Consider the following 19,983-nt stretch of genomic DNA (forward strand, 5'->3'; position numbering starts at 1 on the left):
GCCATAGTGGAGTCATGGCCAGATTCCTGATCAAGCTGATCCTCAACTCCGTCGCCCTGTGGCTCACGACCCTGCTCGTCAGCGGGGTGCGGGTCGATCCGTTCGCCGAGGGCACGACCGCCCTGATCGCCACCTATCTGTTGGTCGCGCTGGTCTTCGGCCTCGTCAACAGTGTGATCGGCGGCTTCGTGCGGGTTGTCGCGTTCCCGGTCTACATCCTCACGCTCGGCCTGATTTCCTTGATCGTGAATGGTTTCCTGCTGATGATCGTGGCCTGGTTCTCGGGCCTGGTCGGCTTCGGGCTCGTGGTGGACGATTTCTGGTGGGGTGTGCTCGGCGCACTCGTGCTGGGCATCATCAGCTGGATTCTCGGCGTGCTGATCCGACCGGTCACCCCCCGCTCGTAGCGATCTCCAGCCGTCGGGTCAGCCGTCGGGTCAGCCGTCGGCCAGGCGGAAGCCCCGCCACCGGGAGGACTCGCCGGCTTCCGTGCCGAGGATCTTCCCGAGGGTCTCCCGGAACTCCTGTAATCGTGGTTCCTCGGAGCCGTCCATGAGCCGCCCGGTCTCCCGGTAGGCGGTGAGGGCGTGAGCCGGCAGCGGCCGGTCGACCGGCACCTCCGTCTCAGCGAACACCTCGCGGCGCACCACCAGGCGCTCATCGTCGCCGGTGGCCGTTCCCCCCAGGGCAGGGACAAGGTCGTCGGTGTGCTCGACCATGACGGCCTCCACGTCTGCGGGCAGGGCCACTTGGGCGGTGAGTCCCCCAAAGGTCGCCACCGCGACGGTGTTGAAGTCCCCGGACGCCGCGAGCTGCGCCGCGACCAACCCGCCCTGCGAGTGACCCACCGGAACCACCGGGTCGCCCGGCGCCACCCCGGCCTCCCGCAGGGCATCGACGACCGCCCGATAGGAGCCGGAGCCCTGGTCGGCGAGGGCGACGAGGTTGGAGGTGAGGTCCCACGGTTGTTCACCGGCGACCGGACTCCACGCCGCGGTGCCGCCGATGTAGACCACCCAGGATGCGTCGTCCGGACCGCCATAACGCTCGATGCGCACCTGCGGGGCGTCCTCCGACACCGAGGGGATGCGGGCAGCCAGGTCCTCGAAGCCGGCCGGCGGAGCGACGGGTCGGCCGGGGAGAGCGGCGCCGGGCCGCGCGGCACCCGCAGGCGGCGGGCCGAGGGGGCGGGTCCCACCGTCGAGCCGCTCCACCGACACGGGAGTCTCGCGCAGCAGGCCGAGGGGGCGGGCGAGCCCGACCAGGCCCGCCGCGGTCGTCGTGACACCGAGCAGGCCGAGGCCCTCGTCGCCGAGGGCCAGTGACACCGGGAACGGCACCCCGGCACGACCGGTGGCCGCGTCGTCGGCCGAGGAGACGATCACCCGCACCGCCTCGACCAGGACCGGGTTGGTCAGGGCCCGCGGATGCGCGTGGACCCAGGCGCCGATCTCGGCGGGCGCGTCTCCCGGACGCCGGCCGGTGAGCAGACCGCCGAGCACCAACCCCACCACGCCGACCGTGAGGCCGGGCACGGCCGCCAGGGCCAGAAGAGGTGCCAGCAGCCCGAGGGTGGAGCCCAGCCAGGCCCCGGAGAGGCTTGCTCCCCAGTCCCGCAGGCGCTCGGCCCTGCCGTAGCCCTCCGCCGCCGCGATGAGAGCGTCGGCGAGGGTCTGGCTGCGCTCCGCGACTCGCTCCAGGGCGGAGCGGGCCGCGAACACGTTCATCCCGGCGTTGGGCAGGCTCATCACCGGACCGAGGGGCTGGTCGGAATCCAGTGCCTGGATGCGCGCCACCCGCACCAGCCAGTCCTCGGCGTCACCCTGAAGCAGCCGCAGCCGCGCCGCCTCGGCCAGCAGCGTGTCGGTGGCGACGAGCGTGCTCCCGCCGCCGGACACGATCAGGGTGTCGCCGGGGCCGCCAGGCTGCTCCCCCGTCATCGCACCGCCCGGGCTGGAGCCGGGCCGGGTGCCAGGGTCGGGACCGGCGCCCGGGCCTCGGCCAGAGCAGCCCCGCCCTGATCGATCGCGGCCACCACCTCGGTGAGGGCGGCGTCGAGGAGCCCGGCGGCTCGGCGGAGTTCGCCGGCGAGGTCGCTGCGCTGACGGTCGTAGTTCCGCTGGGCCTCTGAGCGCCACGAGCCGGTCAGGTCGCCGGCCGTGAGCCGGCCCGCCGCCATGTCGACGTCGTCGCGCAGCAGGCGCAGCAGCATCCGTCGCTGCCGAAGTTCGTCGAGGCGCGCCTCCAGCGCGTAATGAGTCACGATCGTGCAAGTCGAGCTGGTGCCGCCCGGAATCTCCATCTCCGCCCTTCTGCGCGCTGCGGATTCGCTGCCAGTGAGCGTGCCACCCCCGGCAGACGTGGTCGCTATGAATCCGAGAGTTCACGGAACATGCCGCACGACGGCGGCTGGGGAGGGGGCCGGGTGCAACACAATGGGGAGATGGACATTGTGTCGATCACACCCGATGAGTCGACACCGTTCCGCATTATTTTCGTCTGCACCGGGAACATCTGCCGTTCGCCGATGGCCGAAGTCATGCTTCGCGATCTGATCACGCGCTCCGGCCTGGGTCGTTTGATCACCACCAGCTCCGCCGGCACCGGCGACTGGCATGTCGGCGAGCAGGCGGATCAGCGCACGATCGCCGCCCTCGCCACCCGCGGCTACGACGGCAGGCATCATCGGGCCCGCCAGTTCGACCCCGAGTGGTTTGCCGACCTCGACCTCGTCGTGGTGCTCGACCGCGCGCAGGAACGCATCCTGCGCAACTGGGCCACGACCGAGCGTGACCGCAGCAAGGTGCGCCTGCTGCTCAGTTTCGATGCGGCCCAGGCTGCCCTGCTGGACGTTCCCGACCCCTACTATTCCGACGATGCTTTCTTTGACACGGTTCTTGGCATGATTGAAAGCGCAAATGAAGCGCTCTTCGCGCAACTTGCACCCGCAATCCGACAGGGAGTCCGATGAGTCCGTTACCGCCCCAGGTCCTCAGCCCACTCGATGGCCGCTACCGCGCCGCCGTCACCGAACTGGGCGAGTACCTATCCGAGGCAGGCCTCAATCGGGCCCGGGTGCAGGTCGAGGTGGAATGGCTGATCACCCTCACCGACCGCAGCCTGTTCGGCTCCGTACCGCTGAACGCGGAGCAGAAGCTCGGCCTGCGCGCTCTGGTCACCGACTTCGGCCAGACCGAGATCGACGAGTTGGCCGTGCTGGAAGCCACCACCCGGCACGACGTGAAAGCCGTCGAGTACCTCGTGCGCCGCCGCCTGAGCACGCTGGGCCTCGACCACATCAACGAGCTCACCCACTTCGCCGCCACCAGCGAGGACATAAACAACCTGTCCTACGCGCTGACCGTGAGCGACGCTGTGCGCGAGGTCTGGCTGCCCAAATTCCGCGCCGTCATCGGCGCCCTGCGCCTACGCGCCCTCGAATACCGCGCCGACTCCATGCTGGCCCGCACACACGGCCAGCCGGCGACACCCACCACGGTGGGCAAGGAGCTCGCGGTCTTCGTCTACCGGCTCGAGCGCCTGGCCCAGCAGGTCGAGGACAGCGAGTACCTGGGCAAATTCAGCGGTGCCACCGGCACCTTCGCCGCCCACGTCACGGCCGATCCCGCCGTCGACTGGCCGGCCGTGTCGCGCGGCTTCGTCGAGGGCCTCGGGCTCACCTGGAACCCGCTGACCACCCAGATCGAGCCCCACGACTGGCAGGCCGAGCTCTACTCGCGCGTCTCCCACGCGAACCGGGTGCTGCACAACCTGGCGACGGATGTCTGGACCTACATCTCGCTCGGCTACTTCCGCCAGATCCCGCAGGTCGGGGCCACCGGCTCATCGACCATGCCGCACAAGATCAACCCCATCCGCTTCGAGAACGCGGAGGCCAACCTCGAGCTGTCCAGCGCGATCCTCGACTCGCTCGCGGCGACACTGGTGACCTCGCGGCTGCAGCGCGACCTGACCGACTCCACCACGCAGCGCAACATCGGCGTGGGCTTCGGACACTCCCTGCTCGCCCTCGACAACATCCTGCGCGGCCTCGGCGAAATCGACATCGACCGCGCCATGCTCGCCCGCGACCTCGACGCCAACTGGGAGATCCTCGGCGAGGCGATCCAGACCGTGATCCGCGCCGAGGTGTCGGCGGGGCGCTCTACGATCGAGGACCCCTACGCCCTGCTCAAGGAACTCACCCGGGGCAAGCGGATCAACCGGCACGATCTGGTGGCCTTCGTCACCGAACTGGAGATCGGCGACGCCGCCAAGGCGCGGCTGCTCGCTCTGACCCCGGGCAGCTACGTGGGTCTCGCGGACCCGCTTCTCGACTACCTGACCTAGCGGCTGCGCGGGTGCTGCGCCGTTCCGCTGGTGGCGTGCCACGTGCGCAGCAGCGCACCCCACGCGCGGCGTCAGAATGCTCGTGGCGTCGGAGTACGCACGGCGCCTCCGTTCAGAGGCCGCGGTCCTGCTCGTCGAGGTCGGACCTCTCGGCCGGGTTCGGCTTCATGCCGAGCACGAGCATCGCGATCACGACGAGCACGAGGATGAACGTGCCGCCGAAGCCGATCAACGCCAGCACCACGTCCCGGGTGCTCATCAGCACGACCAGGCCGAGGAACACGGCCATCACGGCCGAGAAGCCGACGAGTTCGATCGGCTTGAGCTTCTCGGAACGGCTGGGCGTGCGCGGGGTGTTCTGGGTCACAGGGTGTCCGAATCGTTGGGTGAGGCCGTGAGGGCGCGGGCGGCATCCGTGCCGGACCACTTGAGGGAGAACCCGGCGATGGCGAGGTAGACGCCGAGCATCACGAGGTAGGCGCCGAACAGGCCGACCGACACCACTGCGTTGGGCGGCAGCAGCAGGAAGATCACGGCCAGCAGGGCGGTGACGGCGCCGACCAGCAGCCAGTCACGGTCGGCCGGGTCGCGCCGACGCGCACGGATGCCGCTGTACAGCTCGAGAAAACCGGTCACCGCCGCCCAGACCGAGACCAGGAGGAGGAAGAAACCGAGCCCGCCCGCGTGGAAGAGCAGCGCGAGGAGGCCGGCGGCGACACCAACGGCGCCCTGCACCACAAAGAGGGACCGCTCCCGCGGATCGGCCAGCGTGCGCCGGCTGAGCAGACCCACCGTGAGTCCGCTGAGAAGCGCGAAGACGCCGAACACGAGAAGGCCGAATTCCGCCGAATGATCGGCGTTGAAGGTAATCGCGGCCGCCGGCACAAGGGTGAGGGCGGCCCGCAGCACCGGCACCGGCCAGTACCGGCCGGTGGTGGAGTGTGGAGCCTGGGCGTTCGCCACGCGACGACCTCTTTCATTGCGGGTTGAGACGAATACAGTCTACGCGGGCGGTCCTGGCCGCCCGCTGGGCCCCGGTGCGCAGATCGGTCAGAACAGGGTGTCGCCGATGTAGCCGTCCGTTGCGCATCCCGGCGGAATCGCGAACACTGCGGAACCGATCGGGGTGGTCCACTGGTTGAGCAGGTCGAGGGTGTCGAGGCGCTGCTGGATGGGCACGAACTGCGCGTCGACATCCGCCTGGAAAGACGCGAACAGCAGTCCGGAGTTGGAGACGCCGGAACCCTGAGGCGCGTCGTCATAGTTGTAGCCGCGGCGGTGGATGCGCTGGGACCGGTCCTCCGACCGGGCGCGACGCAGGTGGGAGTACTCGGGGATGACCGGGAACCCGAGCGCGTTCGTCGCCGTGAAGTCGGGCTCGTCGCGCTCCTTCGTGCCCGTGAGCGGCGCCCCGACGGCGAGAGTGCGTCCGACCGCGGACTCGCGGCCCGAGCGGTCGAGCCCGTCCCACGTGTCGAGGTTCATGCTGATCCGGCGCAGGACGAGGCTGGTTCCACCCACCAGCCAGCCGGGACCGGAGGCCGTGCCCCAGACCAGGGCATTGAAGTCGGCCGTTCCGGCGGCCGGGTTCGCGGTGCCGTCCACCTGGCCGAACAGGTTGCGCATGGTGGTGCCGGGCTTCTCCGAACCGGCTGCTCGGCGGAAGCCGGACTGAACCCACCGCACCGACGCGAAGGAGCGCAGGTCCTTCAGAAGCATCCGGGTGGCATGGGCGACCGTCATCGGGTCGTCGGCGGCGATCTGCAGCAGCAGGTCACCGTCGTTCCACTCCGGCTGGAGCCGGTCGATCGTGAACGCGGGCAGGGGCCTCAGCCAGCCGGGAGCCTCTCCCCCGGCGACGGCGACGAGGCAGGGCCCGAAGCCGAAGGTGACCGTCAGCCGGGCCGGCACGACGGCCAGCTCGGGTTCCGAGTCGGCCAGGGCGCCCTCGCCCTGGGTGAGCCGGGCGGCATCGTCGGTCAGGATGCGCATCATCCGCCGCAGCGCGGCCCGGTCGATCTGCGCGGGCAGGTTGAGCGCCACGAACGTGACCCGGGCCTGCGGGTCGGTGTCCACCCCGGCCTGGTGCACCCCGAAGAAGGGAACGGCGTCGGTGCCGCGAAAGAGCGGTACCGATGGAGCCGCAGAGCCGCCGATCCCGGCCTTGGCCACGAGGTCGATGCCCATGGCTCCGGCCGCACCGATCCCGGCGGCGGCACCACCCAGAAGAAGGCGGCGCCGGCTGAGCCGGCGGCCCGACTGCACGGACGATTCGGGCGGTCCACTCCGTTCATTCTCTGTGAGGGAACTCACTGGCTGTCGGTATCCATGTCCATTTCGGTGTCGCCCTCGTATGTTTCGTTGGCCCCGGTGTAGTCCTTCACCGGGGCCGAGAAGTCCAGGCTCGACCCGTCGGCGAGGTCGAGGGTGAAGGCGGCCGCATCGCCGGCGGCGAGCGGGCCGGTGAGCCCCATCAGCATGATGTGGCGGCCGCCAGGGATGAGTTCGATGGAGCCGCCGGCCGGCACCACGAAGCCATCCGGATTCTCCTGCATGACCATGTCGCCGGCGTCGTTGGCCACGGTTTCGTGAAGTTCGATCATCGAGGCTGCGGATGTCTCGGCTGAGACGACCGTGATGTCGTCGGGTCCGGAGTTCTCGAGCAGGCCGAAGGCGCCGGTCATGCCGGACTCGCTCGCCTTGACCCAGGCATCCGTCATGGCCAGGGTGTCGGCCGAGGTGGCGCTGTCGGTCGTCGCCGCGGGTGCCTCGGTCGCGCCGGCGCAGCCCGAGAGGGCCAGCATCAGAGCGGCGGCGGCAACGACGAATCGGGTGGGAACGGTGTTGAGCTTCATGAGGGGTTCTCCTGGTGTGGTGCGTTGGGTGCTCGGGAAACGATGCGGCGTGTCAGGTGCTTCAGGTGCTTCAGGTGCTTCAGGTGCTTCAGGTGCTTCAGGTGCTTCAGGTTTTTCACGGGTTGCCAGGGCGCCTGGCTCGCCAGGCAATGAACAGGGCGACGGCGGCCAGTCCACCGAGGGCACCGAGGAGACCCACCGCGACCACCGCGAGTCCCGTTCCGTCGGCGGTCTCTTCCGAGGCGGCGGATGTCGCGTCGCCGGACGGGTCCGGCGCCGCGGTTGCACCCGCAGTCGACTGTGATCGAGGCTGGGCCGCGGCGCCCACGGTGAAGGCGAAGGCGCCAGAGACCGGGTGACCGTCGGCGGACACGACCCGCCAGCGCACGTCGTAGGCACCGTCGGGCAGGTCGGCCGCCACCGGCTGGGTGGCCTGCGGCCCGTCGAGCCGCATGTCGCCCTCTGCCCAGTTCTTCTCCTCGGTATCGACAACCATGACGATGGCGCCGACCTCGAGGATGTCCTGCGTGAACGTGATGGCGATCTCGGCGGGAGCGAGGTCGACGTTCACACCGTCGGCCGGCACGGTCAACGCCACCTGGTCGTGGGCGTCGGCCGCCGGAGCCACCGGGCTGAATATGGACAGAGCGATCACGGCCAGGGTCAGGAAAACGGCGGCTGCCGGGCGTCGCGGTTGGGCAGAAATCATTGAAATCTCCGATTCGTGGAGGGAAGAGATGGGGCGGTGCGACGGCAGATTCACCGGGCACAGACGTGCCGGTGGCCGGGTGCGCAGACGCCGGCGACCTCACCGAGGTCGAACGGAATCACTCGGGCCAGGTGTCAGCGGGTCAGCGGGTCGCGCGCAGGGTGCAGCGCATCGGGATCAGAGCGCACGAGTGAGAAGGTCAGAGCCTCACGGTGCCAGGGCGCGCGGGGGCGGACCGCGGCGGAGCGCACTGGAGAGCAGTACGCCGAGATCGGCAGGAACGAAGACCCGGCGGAAAGCAGGGCGCAGCGTCGCCGCATTCGTTCCGATCTGCGCCGGAGCGAGGCGTTCGATCAGGACCGCGATGAGACGGATCGTCGTCTCCTCGAGCAGCGCCCAGAACGTCTTCTCGCCGCGGTACAGGGCGGCGATGGTGACGAGGGCGGCCAAGGCGTGTGCCACCCACATCCAGCCACCAGGCAGGGCGCCGACCGCGTGCATCAGGTGGGGGGTCGCGTCCGCCAGGGTGACGGCTCCGTGATGGGAGGTGCTCGTCATCGTCGTGCTCGAGGCCCCGCCGAGGCCGAACAGAACGTGCAGCAGAAGCTGGCTGACCCCGACGGAGAGGGAGAGACGCAATAGCGACAAGCTTGTGCCGGCCAACAGTACGGACGCTATCCCCGCGAAGGCGAGGGCCAGACCCACGCTGAGCCAGCCGGGAGCGTTGCCGCCGCCGGCGATGTGCGAGAGGGCGGCGACGAAGACGGCGACGGATGCGGTCAGCCATCCGCGACCGAATCGCGCCCACCTGCTCGTCATGGCCCTCCCTCGCACCGGAACCGCCCCGATCGGGATCAGGGTCGGATCCCTGACTGAACCCTACCGCCCTGACCTGTGCGCCGGGGCCGGGCGGGCACCGAACTCAGAGCGCGTTGACCGCGCCGAGCACCTTCGTCAGAGAGTCCTTGGCGTCGCCGAACAGCAGCGTCGTCTTCGGGTCGTAGAGCAGCTCGTTCTCGATGCCGGCGAAACCGGGACGCATCGACCGTTTGAGGAACACCACCTGCCGGGCATCACCGACGTCGAGGATCGGCATGCCGTAGATCGGCGAGCCGGGCGACGTCTTCGCGGCCGGGTTGACCACGTCGTTGGCGCCGACGACGAGGGCGACATCCGTGTTCTTGAACTCGGGGTTGACCTCGGCCATCTCCTTGAGCGCCTCATAGGGCACATTCGCCTCGGCGAGAAGCACGTTCATGTGCCCGGGCATGCGCCCGGCCACCGGGTGGATGGCGAAGACGACCTCGATACCGCGCGCCTCGAGGGTGGTGGCGAGTTCGGCGATGGTGTGCTGGCCCTGCGCCACGGCGAGGCCGTAGCCGGGCACGATGACCACGCGCTGGGCGTAGTTGAGCAGCACCGCGACGTCTTCCGCATTGGAGCTGCGCACGGGCCGGTCGCTCTGGGCGGTCGACCCGGCGGTGGAACCGCCCTTGAACGCCCCGAACAGGATTCCGTTCACGCCGCGACCCATGGCGGATGCCATCGCCCGGGTCAGGATCGTGCCGCTGGCGCCCACGAGGGTGCCGGCCACCACAAGGAGCAGGTTGCCGAGAACGATGCCGGAGGCCGCGACGGCCAGCCCGGTGAAGGCGTTGAGCAGGGAAATCACGATCGGCACGTCGGCCCCACCGACGGGGAGCACGAGCAGCGCCCCGACGAGCAGTCCCAGCACGAGCAGACCGATAGCCCAACCGGCCGCACCGGTGGCGACGACAAAGCCTCCGGCCACAAGGGCGGCCAGCACGATGCCGCCCATCACGATCGCGAGGCCCGGGAAGATGAGAGGCCTGGAGCTGATCAGACCCTGCAGCTTGCCGACGGTGACCGCGGAGCCGGAGAACGAGACGGCGCCGATGAGCATCGTGAAGACCACGGCCACCTTGCTCCACGGGCTGTCGGTGCTGCCGAGCTCCAGCATGGCGACCAGTGCCGCGGCACCGCCGCCGACGCCGTTGAACAGCGCGACGAGCTGGGGCATCTGCGTCATCTCCACGCGCCGCGAGATGGGGGCGGCGATCGCCGACCCCACCGCGATGGCGATGAGGATGGCCGGGATGTTCTCGATCCGGGCGGAGAGGAAGACGGTGATCACGGCCAGCAGCGCGCCGGCGGCCCCGATCAGGTTGCCGCGGCGGGCGGTCTTCGGCGAGGAGAGCCCGCGCAGGGCCAAGATGAAACAGACCGCGGCGATCAGGTAGAGCAGGCTGGTCCACTCGGGGCTGAGCAGGCTCATTTCGTCGCGTCCTTCGGATCGGTCTTCGGGCCGGCGCCGGCCGGTTTGCGGGGGGCGAACATTTTGAGCATCCGGTCGGTCACGACGAAGCCACCGACGAGGTTCGCGGTGGCCATCACCACGGCGAGCAGGGCGACCGCGAGCAGCCACGGCTCCAGGGTCTGCCCGGCGACGATGATGGCTCCGATCAGGATGATGCCGTGGATGGCGTTCGCCCCGCTCATCAGTGGGGTGTGCAGGGTGCTCGAGACCTTCGAGACGACCTCGAAGCCGACGAAGACCGCCAGCACGACGACGGTCAGCAGGGTGATTGGATCCATCAGTGTTCTCCTGTCGCGGCGGCGGCCACGGCGGCGGCCGTGGGTTCGTGCCGGATGGTGCCGTCATGCGTCAGGCAGGCCCCGGCGACGACCTCGTCCGTGAAGTCGGGCGTCACCGTGCCGTCGACGGTCATCAAAGCGAGCAGGTTGGCCACGTTCTTGGCGAAAAGCCGCGAGGCGTCCGCCGGCATCGTGGAGGGGGCGTCCTTCATGCCCACGAGCGTGACGGAGCCGTCACCGACCTGGGTGGGCACCAGGGTGTCCACACCGGCGAGAACACCCTCGACGTTCCCGCCGGTCTCGGCGGCCAGGTCGATCACGACCGAGCCTGGACGCATCGCGGCCACCATCTCGTGCGTGACGAGAAGCGGGGCCGCGCGACCGGGGATGGCCGCCGTGGTGATCATGACGTCGGCTGCGGCCACGTAGGGTGCAAGCAGTTCGCGCTGGCGCACGGCACGGTCTACGCTCAGCTCCCGGGCGTAGCCACCCGTACCCTCGACGGCGTCCAGGTCGAGGTCGACGAAGGTGCCACCCATGGAGGTGACCTCATCGGCCGAGGCCGGGCGCACGTCGTAGGCCGAGACCCGGGCACCAAGGCGCTTGGCCGTGGCGATTGCCTGCAGTCCGGCCACGCCGGCCCCGAGCACGAGCACTCGAGCCGGCGGAATCGTACCGGCCGCGGTCATGTAGAGCGGGAAGAAGCGGGGGAATCGGATGGCCGCCTCGAGCACCACGCGATAGCCGGAGACCAGCGATTGGCTAGTGAGCGCGTCCATCGACTGGGCGCGCGAGATGCGCGGAACCAGTTCGAGGGCAAAGGCCGTCGCGCCGGCCGCGGCCAGGGCGGCGACCGTGGCCAGCTCGGAGGCCGGCGACGCCAGGCCGACCGTAATCGTGCCGGGGCGGAGAGCAGCCGCGAACTCCGGGGCGAGGGGGCGCACGTGGCAGTAGACATCGAGGTCGCCCGGGGTGAGGTGCGGCACAACGGCGGCACCGGCATCCGTGTAGGCGGCGTCGCCGTGACCGGAAGGGGCGCCCGCACCAGACTCAACCAGGACCTCGAGTCCAAGGGTTGTGAGCTGGGTCACTGTCTCGGGGGTCGCCGCGACGCGGCGCTCACCCTGCAGGCGTTCTCGTCCGATGCCGACTCTCACGCGCGTCTCCTTCGTGGCGAACGGCCACGAGCGAGAACGGACCGATCCGAACGCTTGCACGGCACTTTCGTCCCCGTTCGTAGCGTAGTGGGATTCGCGTGCCGCCCGGAGAATATGACCGCGTTGCGGCGGGTGTGTAGGTTCCTGACTCAGTTGTCATTGGCTACTGCCGAAATCACGGCGAATTCTGTGCACCTGTCACCGCGCCAATCCCCGTCTTCCTGTCACTATCCTCGACCGTGTCTCAACCTTGTCCTGCAGGTGGTCAAGGGGTGAGATCACCCGGCAATACCCTTATGGCATGTGAGCAGTTGAGGAAATTCCGAGCATCGTGGCTTCAATCACAGCCGCCGTCGCGATAGGCGTCTCAGTCGGTGGCGCCTTCATGCCGAACGTCGGTCTAGGTCGAATTGAACGACTCACGTCTGCGATTGAGAAGCTCTCTGGTCCAGACCAAGCGCCCTCAGCGAAGTGAGATCGCAGCTGATCAGAAACTATGTCAAAGCATCTTCTTCATGGACATTAACTGCTGACCGGATTCAAGTTGGCGTGCTAACGGCCGGTGGAACTCTGATGTTCGTTTCGCTGGGCGCGAGCTTCATCGCGGCTGCGTCAACTTCACCGGGATCGGAGGACCGGTCGAGCGCCTGGTGGATCCCTGGCTATGTCATTGGCCTGGGCACGGTGGTTGTCAACTCAATCATCTTGTTGTGTCGGAGAGCTCGCGCCAAGAAGGATCCGGAAGGACACACAACTCGATCCATCGTGACCGTTCCACAGCCGCCAGTCGGCACACCGACTAATGCAACATCCACTGCAGCAGAAACTTGTAAGAAGCTAGACCCGCTGCATCGTTAGCGCTTGGACGCTCCATGCCTGCTACGAAATGCGTCGTCTCTCGATGCCAGAATCGAGAGTGGGGCGTGTCACGACCAACTTTTCGGCGGAAGGCGAGTCCACCCGTGAGTCCGAAGCACGAAGTTGAACTGGTATGAGCCTCGCGCCGCCTCTTGGACGCGTTTGGATGCCTTCCCGAGTGTTAACGCCGACTGAAAACAGGACCACTTCTGCCAGGCGAGTTCTAGGGCGAATTCCAGCGGTCGTCGCAACACTGGTTGGTTAGCTGGATTCTAGTTCGTCGACGAGGAGCTCGGCTGGTGTTGTCCAACCGAGGCGTTTCCGGGGTCTGTTGTTGATCTTGGCGGCGACTGCAGCGAGGTCGTCGGCGCTGTGGATGGCGAGGTCGGTGTGCTTGGGGAAGTACTGTCGCAGCAGTCCGTTCATGTTCTCGTTGGAGCCGCGCTGCCAGGGCTTGCCGGCGTGAGCGAAGAACACACCGTCGGTGAAGAGGGAGGCGATCTTGTCGTGGCTGGCCATTTCGGCGCCCTGGTCCCAGGTCAAAGTCCGCCGGAGTTCCTGAGGTAGGGCAGACATCGCGGTGACGAGCGATGCGTTGACTTCAGCTGCTGTGTGCCCGCCGGGGAGGTGGAGGAGGACGGCGTAGCCGCTCTTGCGGTCGACCAGGGTGCCGATCGCCGACCGGGTGCGCGTGCCGATGATGAGGTCTCCTTCCCAGTCTCCGAACCGGGACCGGTCGTCCACGACCTGGGGGCGGTGGTCGATCAAGGTCGCCGGTGCGATGAAGCGTGGGGCACGTACGTCGGGGCGTCGTCGACGCTTGCGCAGTGGTCGGCCCGTTCGGAGATGTGGTGTCAATTTCCTGGTCAATCCGCTGTTTCCTGGCCAGTACAGGGCTTGGTAGATCGTTTCGTGGCACACGTGCCACAATCGTTTCTGCGGGTGAGTGTCTCGTAGCCAGTGGCTGATCTGTTCGGGGCTCCAATCCAGTTTCAGCTTGTCCTGGACCAAGTCGCGGAGCTGAGGGTCTTGTCCGATGCGCCCAGCTCGCACCCGTCGGGCCTTCTCTCGAGCTCGTGCGTGGGCCAGGACAGCGTCGTACTGGCCGCGGTCGTGTTTGCGCATATTGCGGCGAAGCTCGCGGCTGATCGTCGACGGTGACCGGCCGAGTCGCCTGGAGATCTCCCGGATGGACAATCCTTCTCGCCTGAACAAAGCGATCCGCTCACGTTCGATCAGGCTCAGGTACCGTTCGTGTCTGTCTGCCTCAGCAAGTCGTAGCGGCGCGATCCCACCACGTTGAGATCGCCAACGGTGACCGGTCGTGCGTCCGATCCCCACGCGCTTCGCGGCGGCGATCGGTCCGATCCCGGCAAGTATGAGTTTCCAATACTCGTCTTCGCGGTTGAGGTTTCTCTTGCGCCCACGTCTGGCCATCTTCACACTCCAAATCTTGGTGGAGTGTTGCGACGAGACCTAGAACTCGCCTGGCGTTTCTGGCCCTGTTTTCAGTTGGCGTTAACACCGAGGAGTCTACGGAGGACAGCACTCGGGCTCATCCCGAGGATCGCTGCAATTTCCCGGGCGGACTCACCCTGGTCGACGTAGTGCCGCACGGGAAACTCCCGTGAAATGTCTTTCGGGCGACGACCACAAGGAGGTGGCTGGATTCCATGTTCCTTAAATTGCCGAGAAAGCGTGGTTCTTCCGAATCCGGCGTCCTGTGCAATCCGGGTAAGAGTGTTCCCGGCGGCGGTCTCTGCGACGAAAGCACTCACCGTGAAAACTTCCCTCGCTGCGAGGTTACGGTGCCAATCCGAAGGGCGTTATTTCGGATCTCTGAAGCCGACGGCCGGTGGTTCGAGTATCAAGCCCAATACCGTTCATTTAAGCGGTTGAGTGGTGATTTCTGGCTCGTGGAGGGGTTGTGGCCAGTGCGCGTGGTGGAAGCGTTTGGCGGGCCGTTTTGAGACCTTGCGTTTGATGACGCGAGGGTTTGAACGTCGTCGTCGCGCGGGGTTCAGCCGTCGGATCAGGGCGCGTAGCGCATGGCGCCAGACCGCTTTGGCGTAGTCAGGGCGCGGAGGGGAAAAAAACGCCCTGAGTCACGGAACGGCGGGCGATGCGGAGTGCGGCGATGAGGGAGACCCGGTCAGGGTCGCGTTGAGCATGCTGGGCGGCCTCGACCATGAGGGTGCGGATCGCGTAGTGGCAACAGAGGTGCCCCCAGATTTCCTGCTTGACCAGGTCGGGGAATTTGGACCGCATCACCATGCGCGGACCGCGTTGGTGAGACTTCAGCTCGTCGAACACGGACTCGATCTCCCACCGTTCGGAATACACGGTCGCGAGTTCTTCCGCGGAGGCCTCGGCCGGATCAAGGATCGTGGTCAGCAGCCGGTCGGCGTCAGGGTTGTCGCGTCCGTCGTCGATCGTGTAGCCCACGACCCGCACGGTCAGTGGTGGTGTCGATTGCCGCCCCGGGCCCGAGGTCGGGATGATCGTGGTCTCGGCCGAGCCGGTCCAGCTTCCGAACCAGGAGCGTGTCACCATGACGCAGCGCCTTCAGGCAGGCCGCCAGGTGTGGCCGTCCGTCCTTCTTGCCGGATACCCGGTCCTCGTAGAGATCCCCTGCAGGGACGCCGGCAGCCAGGAGTGCGTCTCGTTGTAGATCAGTGCTCTGCGAACCATCAGCTTTTGACACGCGCATGCATCCGACGTGCATGCTCGACCCCTGTCATCTAAACGTTCGATTACGTGACATCACGTCCGTATCGCCCAGAAACCCGAAATTTGTCACATAATCCGCCAGGCATTTCACGTGTTGCAAAGGATCAGCGCGCAAGCCAAATTGACGAGAATTACTAATATCCTGCAGATGCTGAAACCGAGGCCTGTGAGTCTCAATGGTCAAGGGCGTTGTTTCGGAAGTTATTTGTGACCGATTTCTGAGTCATCAACCGGCTTGACACACCCCATTTGGGTCACATAGATTTTCTGCGTTGCTCTAGGCCCTGTCAGCGGATTCACTCACCACATCCAGGGAGTGCCTTGTCTACACTCGTCATTCGAGCGTCCGGGACCGCACCATGGCCACCGCCGAGACGGAGCCGCGTCCCCCCGTGACGGTGCCGGCGACCATTTGCTTCTCGAACAAGTAGCCGCCGGTGACGCACTCGCCTTCGGCCCCTTGTATGACGCCTCCGTCACCGAAACCTATGCAATCTGCATGTACAAGTTTGCAATGCCGTCGTCGGCCGACACAGCCATGGTCAAAATATGGATCTTCCTATGGAGCCACGCCGCCGCACTCAACGAACAGGCGGGTACAACAAAATTCATCGTGCTGTGTCCACTGCCTGGGCCGTCACCTCGCAGCGCCGCAGAAGCCTCCGTCAGCTGATTACCCGTGAGATCCGCTAGGTCAGCTCGTCCTCATAAGACCAACAAAACGCGCGGCGAAACGATACGCGCAATGTTGGTAGCGGCAACGAATTTACGAGCCACCCCTACCTACGCGCCAGCGTTGACGGATCGGAGGCGCTACCAGGCACACCAGTACAGTTCTGCCTGCGTGCCCAGTGCGCGATCAAGGCCGTCTCGCGTCATAAACCATAGTCAAATAAGCGTCCTCCGCCCTACTCCTTCTGATTAGGCACGCCAGTTATCGCAGGTTACGGTGCCAGGCCGAGTTGTTGGAGCATGCCCTGTTCGTCGCTGCTACCCCAACGCTCGACAAGTTTCCCGTTCTCGAACCGGCTGATTTGCATGCCACGAACAGACATCGTTTTCCCGCTAGCCGGGTGGCCCATGAGAGGGCCCTGGTGGGTGCCGGTGAGAGTGTACGCGAATGCGACGTCGGTGTCGTTCGCGACGAGGCGCTCGACTTCGATGTGCAGGTCGGGGAAAGCGGCAATCATCTCGCCAAAGAACGCTTTGTAGCCTGCGTGGCCCGGGCCCTGGCCCGGGGCCGGGTCGTTGTCGACTGCGTCTTCGGCCACGAGGTCGTTGAGAAGGTCGAGTTCTCCGCTGTTCACGGCGTCACCAAACTTCTGCTGTGCAGCAATATTCACTTCTTGACTCATGTGTTCGCTCTCTTCCCAGAATTAATCATGGATGGGTTTGTGTGGGCCACGAGGTGACCATACCGCCGTTGACGTTCAACGTTGGGAGTGGTGAAAGAATCTGAGCATGAATCCGATGCCGATGAGGACGGCCTGCATTGCAATTCCTGGCAGTGTCGTTGTCTCGACGACGGCCCAGAGCACAGCGGTGCGAACCGTCGCCTCGACGCCGTTGAGGGCGAAGGATCGGGCAAATCGGATACATCCGGATGCGGCAGGTCCTCGGAGGTCTCGGAAGTCGAATCGCTCTTGGAGGAGGAAATTGCCGACGATTGTGACGGCTGCAGAGATGATTGCAGCAGCGATGTACCACACGCCGAGAGCCTGCAGTCCTGCCATGATGAGCAGGTTCGTTACCGCGCCAGCTGCGCCGATGTTGACGAAGCCGGAAAGGTGACCGAAGCGGAGTGCGGCAAGTTGCGTGACGAAGCGGACCCCTTGCTGGAAGTCGGCTCTGGATACACCGGCTTGTCGTTCGTCGAAAACGAACGGTTCCTCCACCACGGTGACCGTATTGCGGGCCAGAATCTCGAGCAGTATTTTGAATCCTCGTGGCTGCAACGCTGATATATCTATGGTGGCGCGGTGTGCGGCGAAAAAGCCTGTCATCGGGTCGGTGCAGTTCTGCAGCCTGACGGGAGCATTGCGCGTGCCAGGAGGTTTGCTGCGGTGGAGACGATATGGCGGGATGCGCCTGCGAGCCCGCCGGATGAACCGTCGTCAAGGTTCCGGGAGGCGACAACCACATCTTCGTGTTCGCTAGCAGCTGCGGCTAGCAGAATCGGAATCATCTCGGGAGGGTGCCGCAGATCGCCGTCCATCACGATGCACCCCTTCCCGTCGCTGGCGGCAATGCCCTCGAGGACCGCGCCCGCTAAGCCGCCGGTGGGTGTACTTCGGTGGATGATGCGGACGGGGAGGCGGGCGGTGTTGCCGACGTGAACTATTACCTGCGGTGTGTCGTCCGAAGAGACGAAGATGATTTCCGCGTCGTAATTGGTTGTGGCGTCACTAATCCGTGCGGCGAGCTCAGCGATGCTCGGTGCCACATTGTAGGTGGGTATCACGATCGAAACGGCCATCAGCGGGTCATTCCTTTCCTGTCCGGGGCGAGGCGAGCGTTCTTGTTCGCCGCTAGCGGGAGGCGAGGTAGAGCCGGTGGGCGGTGATGATTATCGCGAGCTACGCCAGTCCGACGTGGTCTTGCCCGCCCCGTTGTGCCCGAGCAACCCGAATACTTCTCCCATCGGCACCTCGAGAGCGAGGTCGGCTAACGCCGCCGGGAACCGAAGGACCGCAACAGGCCCCTGATAGTTATTGCCATCTTTGTCATAAAACTGACGCTATTGACACCACCGTGAGAAGAAAGTGAGAGAGCCAACGCTCACCGAGAGAGCCATCGACGCCCGTGTCAAGGGCGGGCTCACCAGCGGTCGGCTCGACAAACGCCAAGCAGCGCCGAGTGGGACACACTTGAGTCGGTACAACTGGTGGACCCCATCTCGGTTCACAGCAATAACCGCCAAGGCCGACGAGGAAGTGGGTGATAGTCGGTTGGAATGCGATTGGAGTTGGAATACTTTGCTGCGACGAACGCTAAGACGCTCGTGGTTTTCGTCACGGGGGGCGTGAATGATGACTGAATGGTGGCAGTTCGCGCTAGCGCCCTGGGAAGCCTCGCACTCTTCTGGCTCGCGCTCGTGCTTTTCCTCTGGATTGAATCCACGCGTCACCTAAGAGGTGCATCGCTCAAGGATTTGTTGCGGCTCGTGCCCGATACTTCGCATCTCCTTCGGCGGCTCGCGAGCGATCATTCAGTGTCCATGGGCGTGCGAATATGGCTCCACATTCTTCTCTTTCACCTTCTATTTCCCATTGATGTGATCCCTGACTTCATCCCGGTTCTGGGATATGCTGACGGCGCCCTTATTGTCGCGATCGCGCTGCAGTTCGCGACCCAACAAGCAGGTAGCGTCGCGATCAAACGCCACTGGCCTGGTGCGCCGGAAGGACTAGCCGCGGTACTGCGACTAGCTGGTCTGCACCAAGGGGAGGCATCTGATCATCATGGGGTTTGAGGCGCCGAAGGTACGATGCATCCGCACCGATAGTTGCGCTGGACAGTTTGTTGGACATCACCTATGTCCTCGTCCATGGTCGAACGATGACGACTTGCCAGTGAATATTGGGAGGAAGATCTATCAGCAGTAGCGGGCAAGACGACGGTGGGACCAACGAGAAAAAATTCCTATCGACGGGAGCGCGCGTCCGTGCTGGCTTCCACGGAGGCCGCTCCGTGTCCCTCGACGCTGTGCGCGTGTTCGCAATGCTCGCAATCGTGGCCGGCCACATCTGGGTAGACGGTCCAGCACGACCATTTCTTTACAGTTGGCATGTACCGATCTTTTTTTTGCTCTCCGGTTATCTCTGGAAGGTCGGTCGGTCGTTCAACCGGGAGGTTAGGAACCGGGTCAGGTCCCTCCTCATCCCCTACGCGGTCTGGCTCGTGCTGCTTGGAACGGTCACCTTAGGGACCGAAAGTGTGGAGGGCGGCTTCGATCCGATCAGGCTCGCGCACCTTCTCTGGGGCGGCCAGTTCGCGACCGATGGGCCCTTTTGGGCGATGTGGTTTGTGACAGCGTTGTTCTTCGCCGCTGTCATCTATTGGCCTGTGTCACGGTTGCCGCTACCCGGGCAGTGGGCCATCGCCGCGATACTTTTCATCGCGGCGGCGTACATCCCGGGACATCCTGCACGATTCCTGCCGTTGAGCCTGGGGCTCGCCCTTGCGTGCATCATCTTCATCGTTGCCGGGCGTTCGATGCGGCGGGCCCGGGGTATGGTGCGGCACCCGATTGTCACTGGTGTCGTGTTGCTTGCGGTTTCCTTTACCCTCATCGTTCTGGGATGGTCGCAGCCGCTTGATTTGAAGCGGCTCGATGTGGGTACCCCGGTCGTGAGCATAGTGGTGGCCGTCGCACTTTCCTTCGGCTTCATTCTCATTACAGAGGGTCTGCTGGGCGGCGATTCTGTTGGGGAGGATGCCAAACCCAGTGTCAGACGAAAGAGCCGAGTCGGCGGCATTGGCCAGCTCTCGCGAGCGGTCACTCAACTTGCCCGGGCGTCATTAACGGTGCTCTTTATCCACCCTGCGGTGGTCACAGGCCTCCACTCATTGGGTCTATCGAAACCCGTGGTCTACCTGCTCACGATCGGAATCGCTTGGCCGGTGGGACTGCTGTTGCTGCGCCTCCCCCACAGCCGCGCTATCACCGGCCTCAAGCCAGCACACTGACCAGAGGAGAATGGCGTAA

At 65.6% G+C, this 19,983-nt stretch carries 22 protein-coding genes and 2 pseudogenes; 6 read left to right on the plus strand and 18 right to left on the minus strand.

From position 1 onward, the window contains the following. Nucleotides 1-14 precede the first annotated feature (14 nt). Nucleotides 15-407, plus strand: coding sequence for a phage holin family protein (locus E3T34_RS08405; protein WP_104099761.1), 393 nt, complete (start codon nucleotides 15-17; stop codon nucleotides 405-407). 30 nt (nucleotides 408-437) lie between these two features. Here E3T34_RS08405 and E3T34_RS08410 read toward each other — a convergent pair whose 3' ends face one another. Together E3T34_RS08410 and E3T34_RS08415 are read right to left on the minus strand one after the other, a co-directional pair. Beyond that, nucleotides 438-1,940 carry a hypothetical protein gene (locus E3T34_RS08410; RefSeq protein ID WP_104099762.1) on the minus strand — a complete coding sequence of 501 codons (1,503 nt, stop codon included), beginning with the start codon at nucleotides 1,938-1,940 and terminating at the stop codon, nucleotides 438-440. Beyond that, nucleotides 1,937-2,263: a hypothetical protein gene (locus tag E3T34_RS08415; protein WP_134342717.1), complete on the minus strand. Its 327-nt coding sequence runs from the start codon at nucleotides 2,261-2,263 to the stop codon at nucleotides 1,937-1,939. Before E3T34_RS08415 ends, E3T34_RS08410 begins: the two co-directional genes overlap by 4 nt. A 180-nt stretch (nucleotides 2,264-2,443) precedes the next feature. Between E3T34_RS08415 and E3T34_RS08420 the strand changes: the two genes are divergently transcribed. Further along, a complete protein-coding gene (locus tag E3T34_RS08420; protein WP_104099783.1) occupies nucleotides 2,444-2,971 on the plus strand; it encodes a low molecular weight protein-tyrosine-phosphatase in 528 nt (175 codons plus the stop codon). Beyond that, a complete protein-coding gene (gene purB / locus E3T34_RS08425) occupies nucleotides 2,968-4,350 on the plus strand; it encodes an adenylosuccinate lyase (protein ID WP_134342718.1) in 1,383 nt (460 codons plus the stop codon). The genes E3T34_RS08420 and purB overlap by 4 nt, the downstream gene beginning before the upstream one ends. A 112-nt stretch (nucleotides 4,351-4,462) precedes the next feature. Here the strand turns inward: purB and E3T34_RS08430 are convergent, their stop codons facing one another. The 12 genes and pseudogenes from E3T34_RS08430 to E3T34_RS08485 all read right to left on the minus strand — a co-directional run. Then, nucleotides 4,463-4,717, minus strand: a complete 255-nt coding sequence (locus E3T34_RS08430; RefSeq protein WP_104099765.1) for a hypothetical protein — start codon at nucleotides 4,715-4,717, stop codon at nucleotides 4,463-4,465. Further along, entirely contained in the window at nucleotides 4,714-5,313 is a 600-nt protein-coding gene (locus E3T34_RS08435) for an HdeD family acid-resistance protein (RefSeq protein WP_104099766.1), read from the minus strand. Before E3T34_RS08435 ends, E3T34_RS08430 begins: the two co-directional genes overlap by 4 nt. Nucleotides 5,314-5,400: 87 nt before the next feature. Continuing rightward, the gene (locus E3T34_RS08440) at nucleotides 5,401-6,615 is read right to left on the minus strand and encodes a Dyp-type peroxidase (RefSeq protein ID WP_370247543.1); all 1,215 of its coding nucleotides are present in this window, start codon (nucleotides 6,613-6,615) and stop codon (nucleotides 5,401-5,403) included. Between the two features lie 44 nt (nucleotides 6,616-6,659). Further along, the gene (locus E3T34_RS08445) at nucleotides 6,660-7,205 is read right to left on the minus strand and encodes a copper chaperone PCu(A)C (RefSeq protein WP_104099767.1); all 546 of its coding nucleotides are present in this window, start codon (nucleotides 7,203-7,205) and stop codon (nucleotides 6,660-6,662) included. Nucleotides 7,206-7,320: 115 nt separating this feature from the next. Continuing rightward, nucleotides 7,321-7,914, minus strand: a complete 594-nt coding sequence (locus tag E3T34_RS08450; protein ID WP_134342719.1) for a copper resistance protein CopC — start codon at nucleotides 7,912-7,914, stop codon at nucleotides 7,321-7,323. Nucleotides 7,915-8,121: 207 nt separating this feature from the next. Further along, nucleotides 8,122-8,733 carry a hypothetical protein gene (locus E3T34_RS08455; RefSeq protein WP_134342720.1) on the minus strand — a complete coding sequence of 204 codons (612 nt, stop codon included), beginning with the start codon at nucleotides 8,731-8,733 and terminating at the stop codon, nucleotides 8,122-8,124. A 103-nt stretch (nucleotides 8,734-8,836) separates the two neighbouring features. Next, entirely contained in the window at nucleotides 8,837-10,210 is a 1,374-nt protein-coding gene (locus tag E3T34_RS08460) for an NAD(P)(+) transhydrogenase (Re/Si-specific) subunit beta (RefSeq protein ID WP_104099770.1), read from the minus strand. Beyond that, nucleotides 10,207-10,530, minus strand: coding sequence for an NAD(P) transhydrogenase subunit alpha (locus tag E3T34_RS08465; RefSeq protein ID WP_104099771.1), 324 nt, complete (start codon nucleotides 10,528-10,530; stop codon nucleotides 10,207-10,209). Before E3T34_RS08465 ends, E3T34_RS08460 begins: the two co-directional genes overlap by 4 nt. Next, nucleotides 10,530-11,687: an NAD(P) transhydrogenase subunit alpha gene (locus E3T34_RS08470; RefSeq protein ID WP_104099785.1), complete on the minus strand. Its 1,158-nt coding sequence runs from the start codon at nucleotides 11,685-11,687 to the stop codon at nucleotides 10,530-10,532. Before E3T34_RS08470 ends, E3T34_RS08465 begins: the two co-directional genes overlap by 1 nt. Before the next feature lie 1,119 nt (nucleotides 11,688-12,806). Beyond that, entirely contained in the window at nucleotides 12,807-13,988 is a 1,182-nt protein-coding gene (locus tag E3T34_RS08475) for an IS30 family transposase (protein ID WP_206750598.1), read from the minus strand. A gap of 630 nt (nucleotides 13,989-14,618) precedes the next feature. Further along, a pseudogene (locus tag E3T34_RS08480) lies at nucleotides 14,619-15,008 on the minus strand (transposase); the annotation flags it as partial. Continuing rightward, nucleotides 15,004-15,270, minus strand: a pseudogene (locus tag E3T34_RS08485) (recombinase family protein); the annotation flags it as partial. The pseudogenes E3T34_RS08480 and E3T34_RS08485, both read right to left, overlap by 5 nt. 465 nt (nucleotides 15,271-15,735) lie before the next feature. Between E3T34_RS08485 and E3T34_RS15815 the strand changes: the two are divergent. Further along, complete coding sequence (locus E3T34_RS15815; protein ID WP_134401958.1) at nucleotides 15,736-15,948, plus strand: hypothetical protein; 213 nt, start codon at nucleotides 15,736-15,738, stop codon at nucleotides 15,946-15,948. Nucleotides 15,949-16,219: 271 nt separating this feature from the next. Here the strand turns inward: E3T34_RS15815 and E3T34_RS08490 are convergent, their stop codons facing one another. The 4 genes from E3T34_RS08490 to E3T34_RS16945 form a co-directional block, all read right to left on the minus strand. Further along, a complete protein-coding gene (locus E3T34_RS08490; RefSeq protein ID WP_104170894.1) occupies nucleotides 16,220-16,630 on the minus strand; it encodes an ester cyclase in 411 nt (136 codons plus the stop codon). 75 nt (nucleotides 16,631-16,705) lie between these two features. Next, nucleotides 16,706-17,278, minus strand: a complete 573-nt coding sequence (locus tag E3T34_RS08495; RefSeq protein WP_134342721.1) for a GtrA family protein — start codon at nucleotides 17,276-17,278, stop codon at nucleotides 16,706-16,708. Then, on the minus strand, nucleotides 17,275-17,751 hold the full coding sequence (locus E3T34_RS08500; RefSeq protein ID WP_134342722.1) for a glycosyltransferase: 477 nt from the start codon (nucleotides 17,749-17,751) through the stop codon (nucleotides 17,275-17,277). Before E3T34_RS08500 ends, E3T34_RS08495 begins: the two co-directional genes overlap by 4 nt. 90 nt (nucleotides 17,752-17,841) lie before the next feature. Then, the gene (locus tag E3T34_RS16945) at nucleotides 17,842-17,916 is read right to left on the minus strand and encodes a hypothetical protein (protein WP_338145491.1); all 75 of its coding nucleotides are present in this window, start codon (nucleotides 17,914-17,916) and stop codon (nucleotides 17,842-17,844) included. Between the two features lie 396 nt (nucleotides 17,917-18,312). On the opposite strand from E3T34_RS16945, the gene E3T34_RS08510 reads away from it, so the two are divergent. Beyond that, nucleotides 18,313-18,747 carry a YkvA family protein gene (locus tag E3T34_RS08510; protein ID WP_104099776.1) on the plus strand — a complete coding sequence of 145 codons (435 nt, stop codon included), beginning with the start codon at nucleotides 18,313-18,315 and terminating at the stop codon, nucleotides 18,745-18,747. Nucleotides 18,748-18,965: 218 nt separating this feature from the next. Next, nucleotides 18,966-19,964 (plus strand): acyltransferase family protein, encoded by a 999-nt coding sequence (locus E3T34_RS08515; RefSeq protein WP_134342723.1) that lies wholly within the window; start codon nucleotides 18,966-18,968, stop codon nucleotides 19,962-19,964. Nucleotides 19,965-19,983 lie beyond the last annotated feature (19 nt).

The sequence above is a fragment of the Cryobacterium sp. TMT1-62 genome, assembly GCF_004403145.1.
GTDB classification, from domain to species: domain Bacteria; phylum Actinomycetota; class Actinomycetes; order Actinomycetales; family Microbacteriaceae; genus Cryobacterium; species Cryobacterium sandaracinum.

Coding starts and splice junctions, on each gene's coding strand:
- E3T34_RS08490 (WP_104170894.1), bottom strand. CDS start 16,630: ATGAGTCAAGAAGTGAATATTGCTGCACAGCAGAAGTTTGGTGACGCC.
- E3T34_RS08465 (WP_104099771.1), bottom strand. CDS start 10,530: ATGGATCCAATCACCCTGCTGACCGTCGTCGTGCTGGCGGTCTTCGTC.
- purB (WP_134342718.1), top strand. CDS start 2,968: ATGAGTCCGTTACCGCCCCAGGTCCTCAGCCCACTCGATGGCCGCTAC.
- E3T34_RS08405 (WP_104099761.1), top strand. CDS start 15: ATGGCCAGATTCCTGATCAAGCTGATCCTCAACTCCGTCGCCCTGTGG.
- E3T34_RS08495 (WP_134342721.1), bottom strand. CDS start 17,278: ATGACAGGCTTTTTCGCCGCACACCGCGCCACCATAGATATATCAGCG.
- E3T34_RS08450 (WP_134342719.1), bottom strand. CDS start 7,914: ATGATTTCTGCCCAACCGCGACGCCCGGCAGCCGCCGTTTTCCTGACC.
- E3T34_RS08445 (WP_104099767.1), bottom strand. CDS start 7,205: ATGAAGCTCAACACCGTTCCCACCCGATTCGTCGTTGCCGCCGCCGCT.
- E3T34_RS08410 (WP_104099762.1), bottom strand. CDS start 1,940: ATGACGGGGGAGCAGCCTGGCGGCCCCGGCGACACCCTGATCGTGTCC.
- E3T34_RS08510 (WP_104099776.1), top strand. CDS start 18,313: ATGGTGGCAGTTCGCGCTAGCGCCCTGGGAAGCCTCGCACTCTTCTGG.
- E3T34_RS08500 (WP_134342722.1), bottom strand. CDS start 17,751: ATGGCCGTTTCGATCGTGATACCCACCTACAATGTGGCACCGAGCATC.
- E3T34_RS08420 (WP_104099783.1), top strand. CDS start 2,444: ATGGACATTGTGTCGATCACACCCGATGAGTCGACACCGTTCCGCATT.
- E3T34_RS08460 (WP_104099770.1), bottom strand. CDS start 10,210: ATGAGCCTGCTCAGCCCCGAGTGGACCAGCCTGCTCTACCTGATCGCC.
- E3T34_RS08455 (WP_134342720.1), bottom strand. CDS start 8,733: ATGACGAGCAGGTGGGCGCGATTCGGTCGCGGATGGCTGACCGCATCC.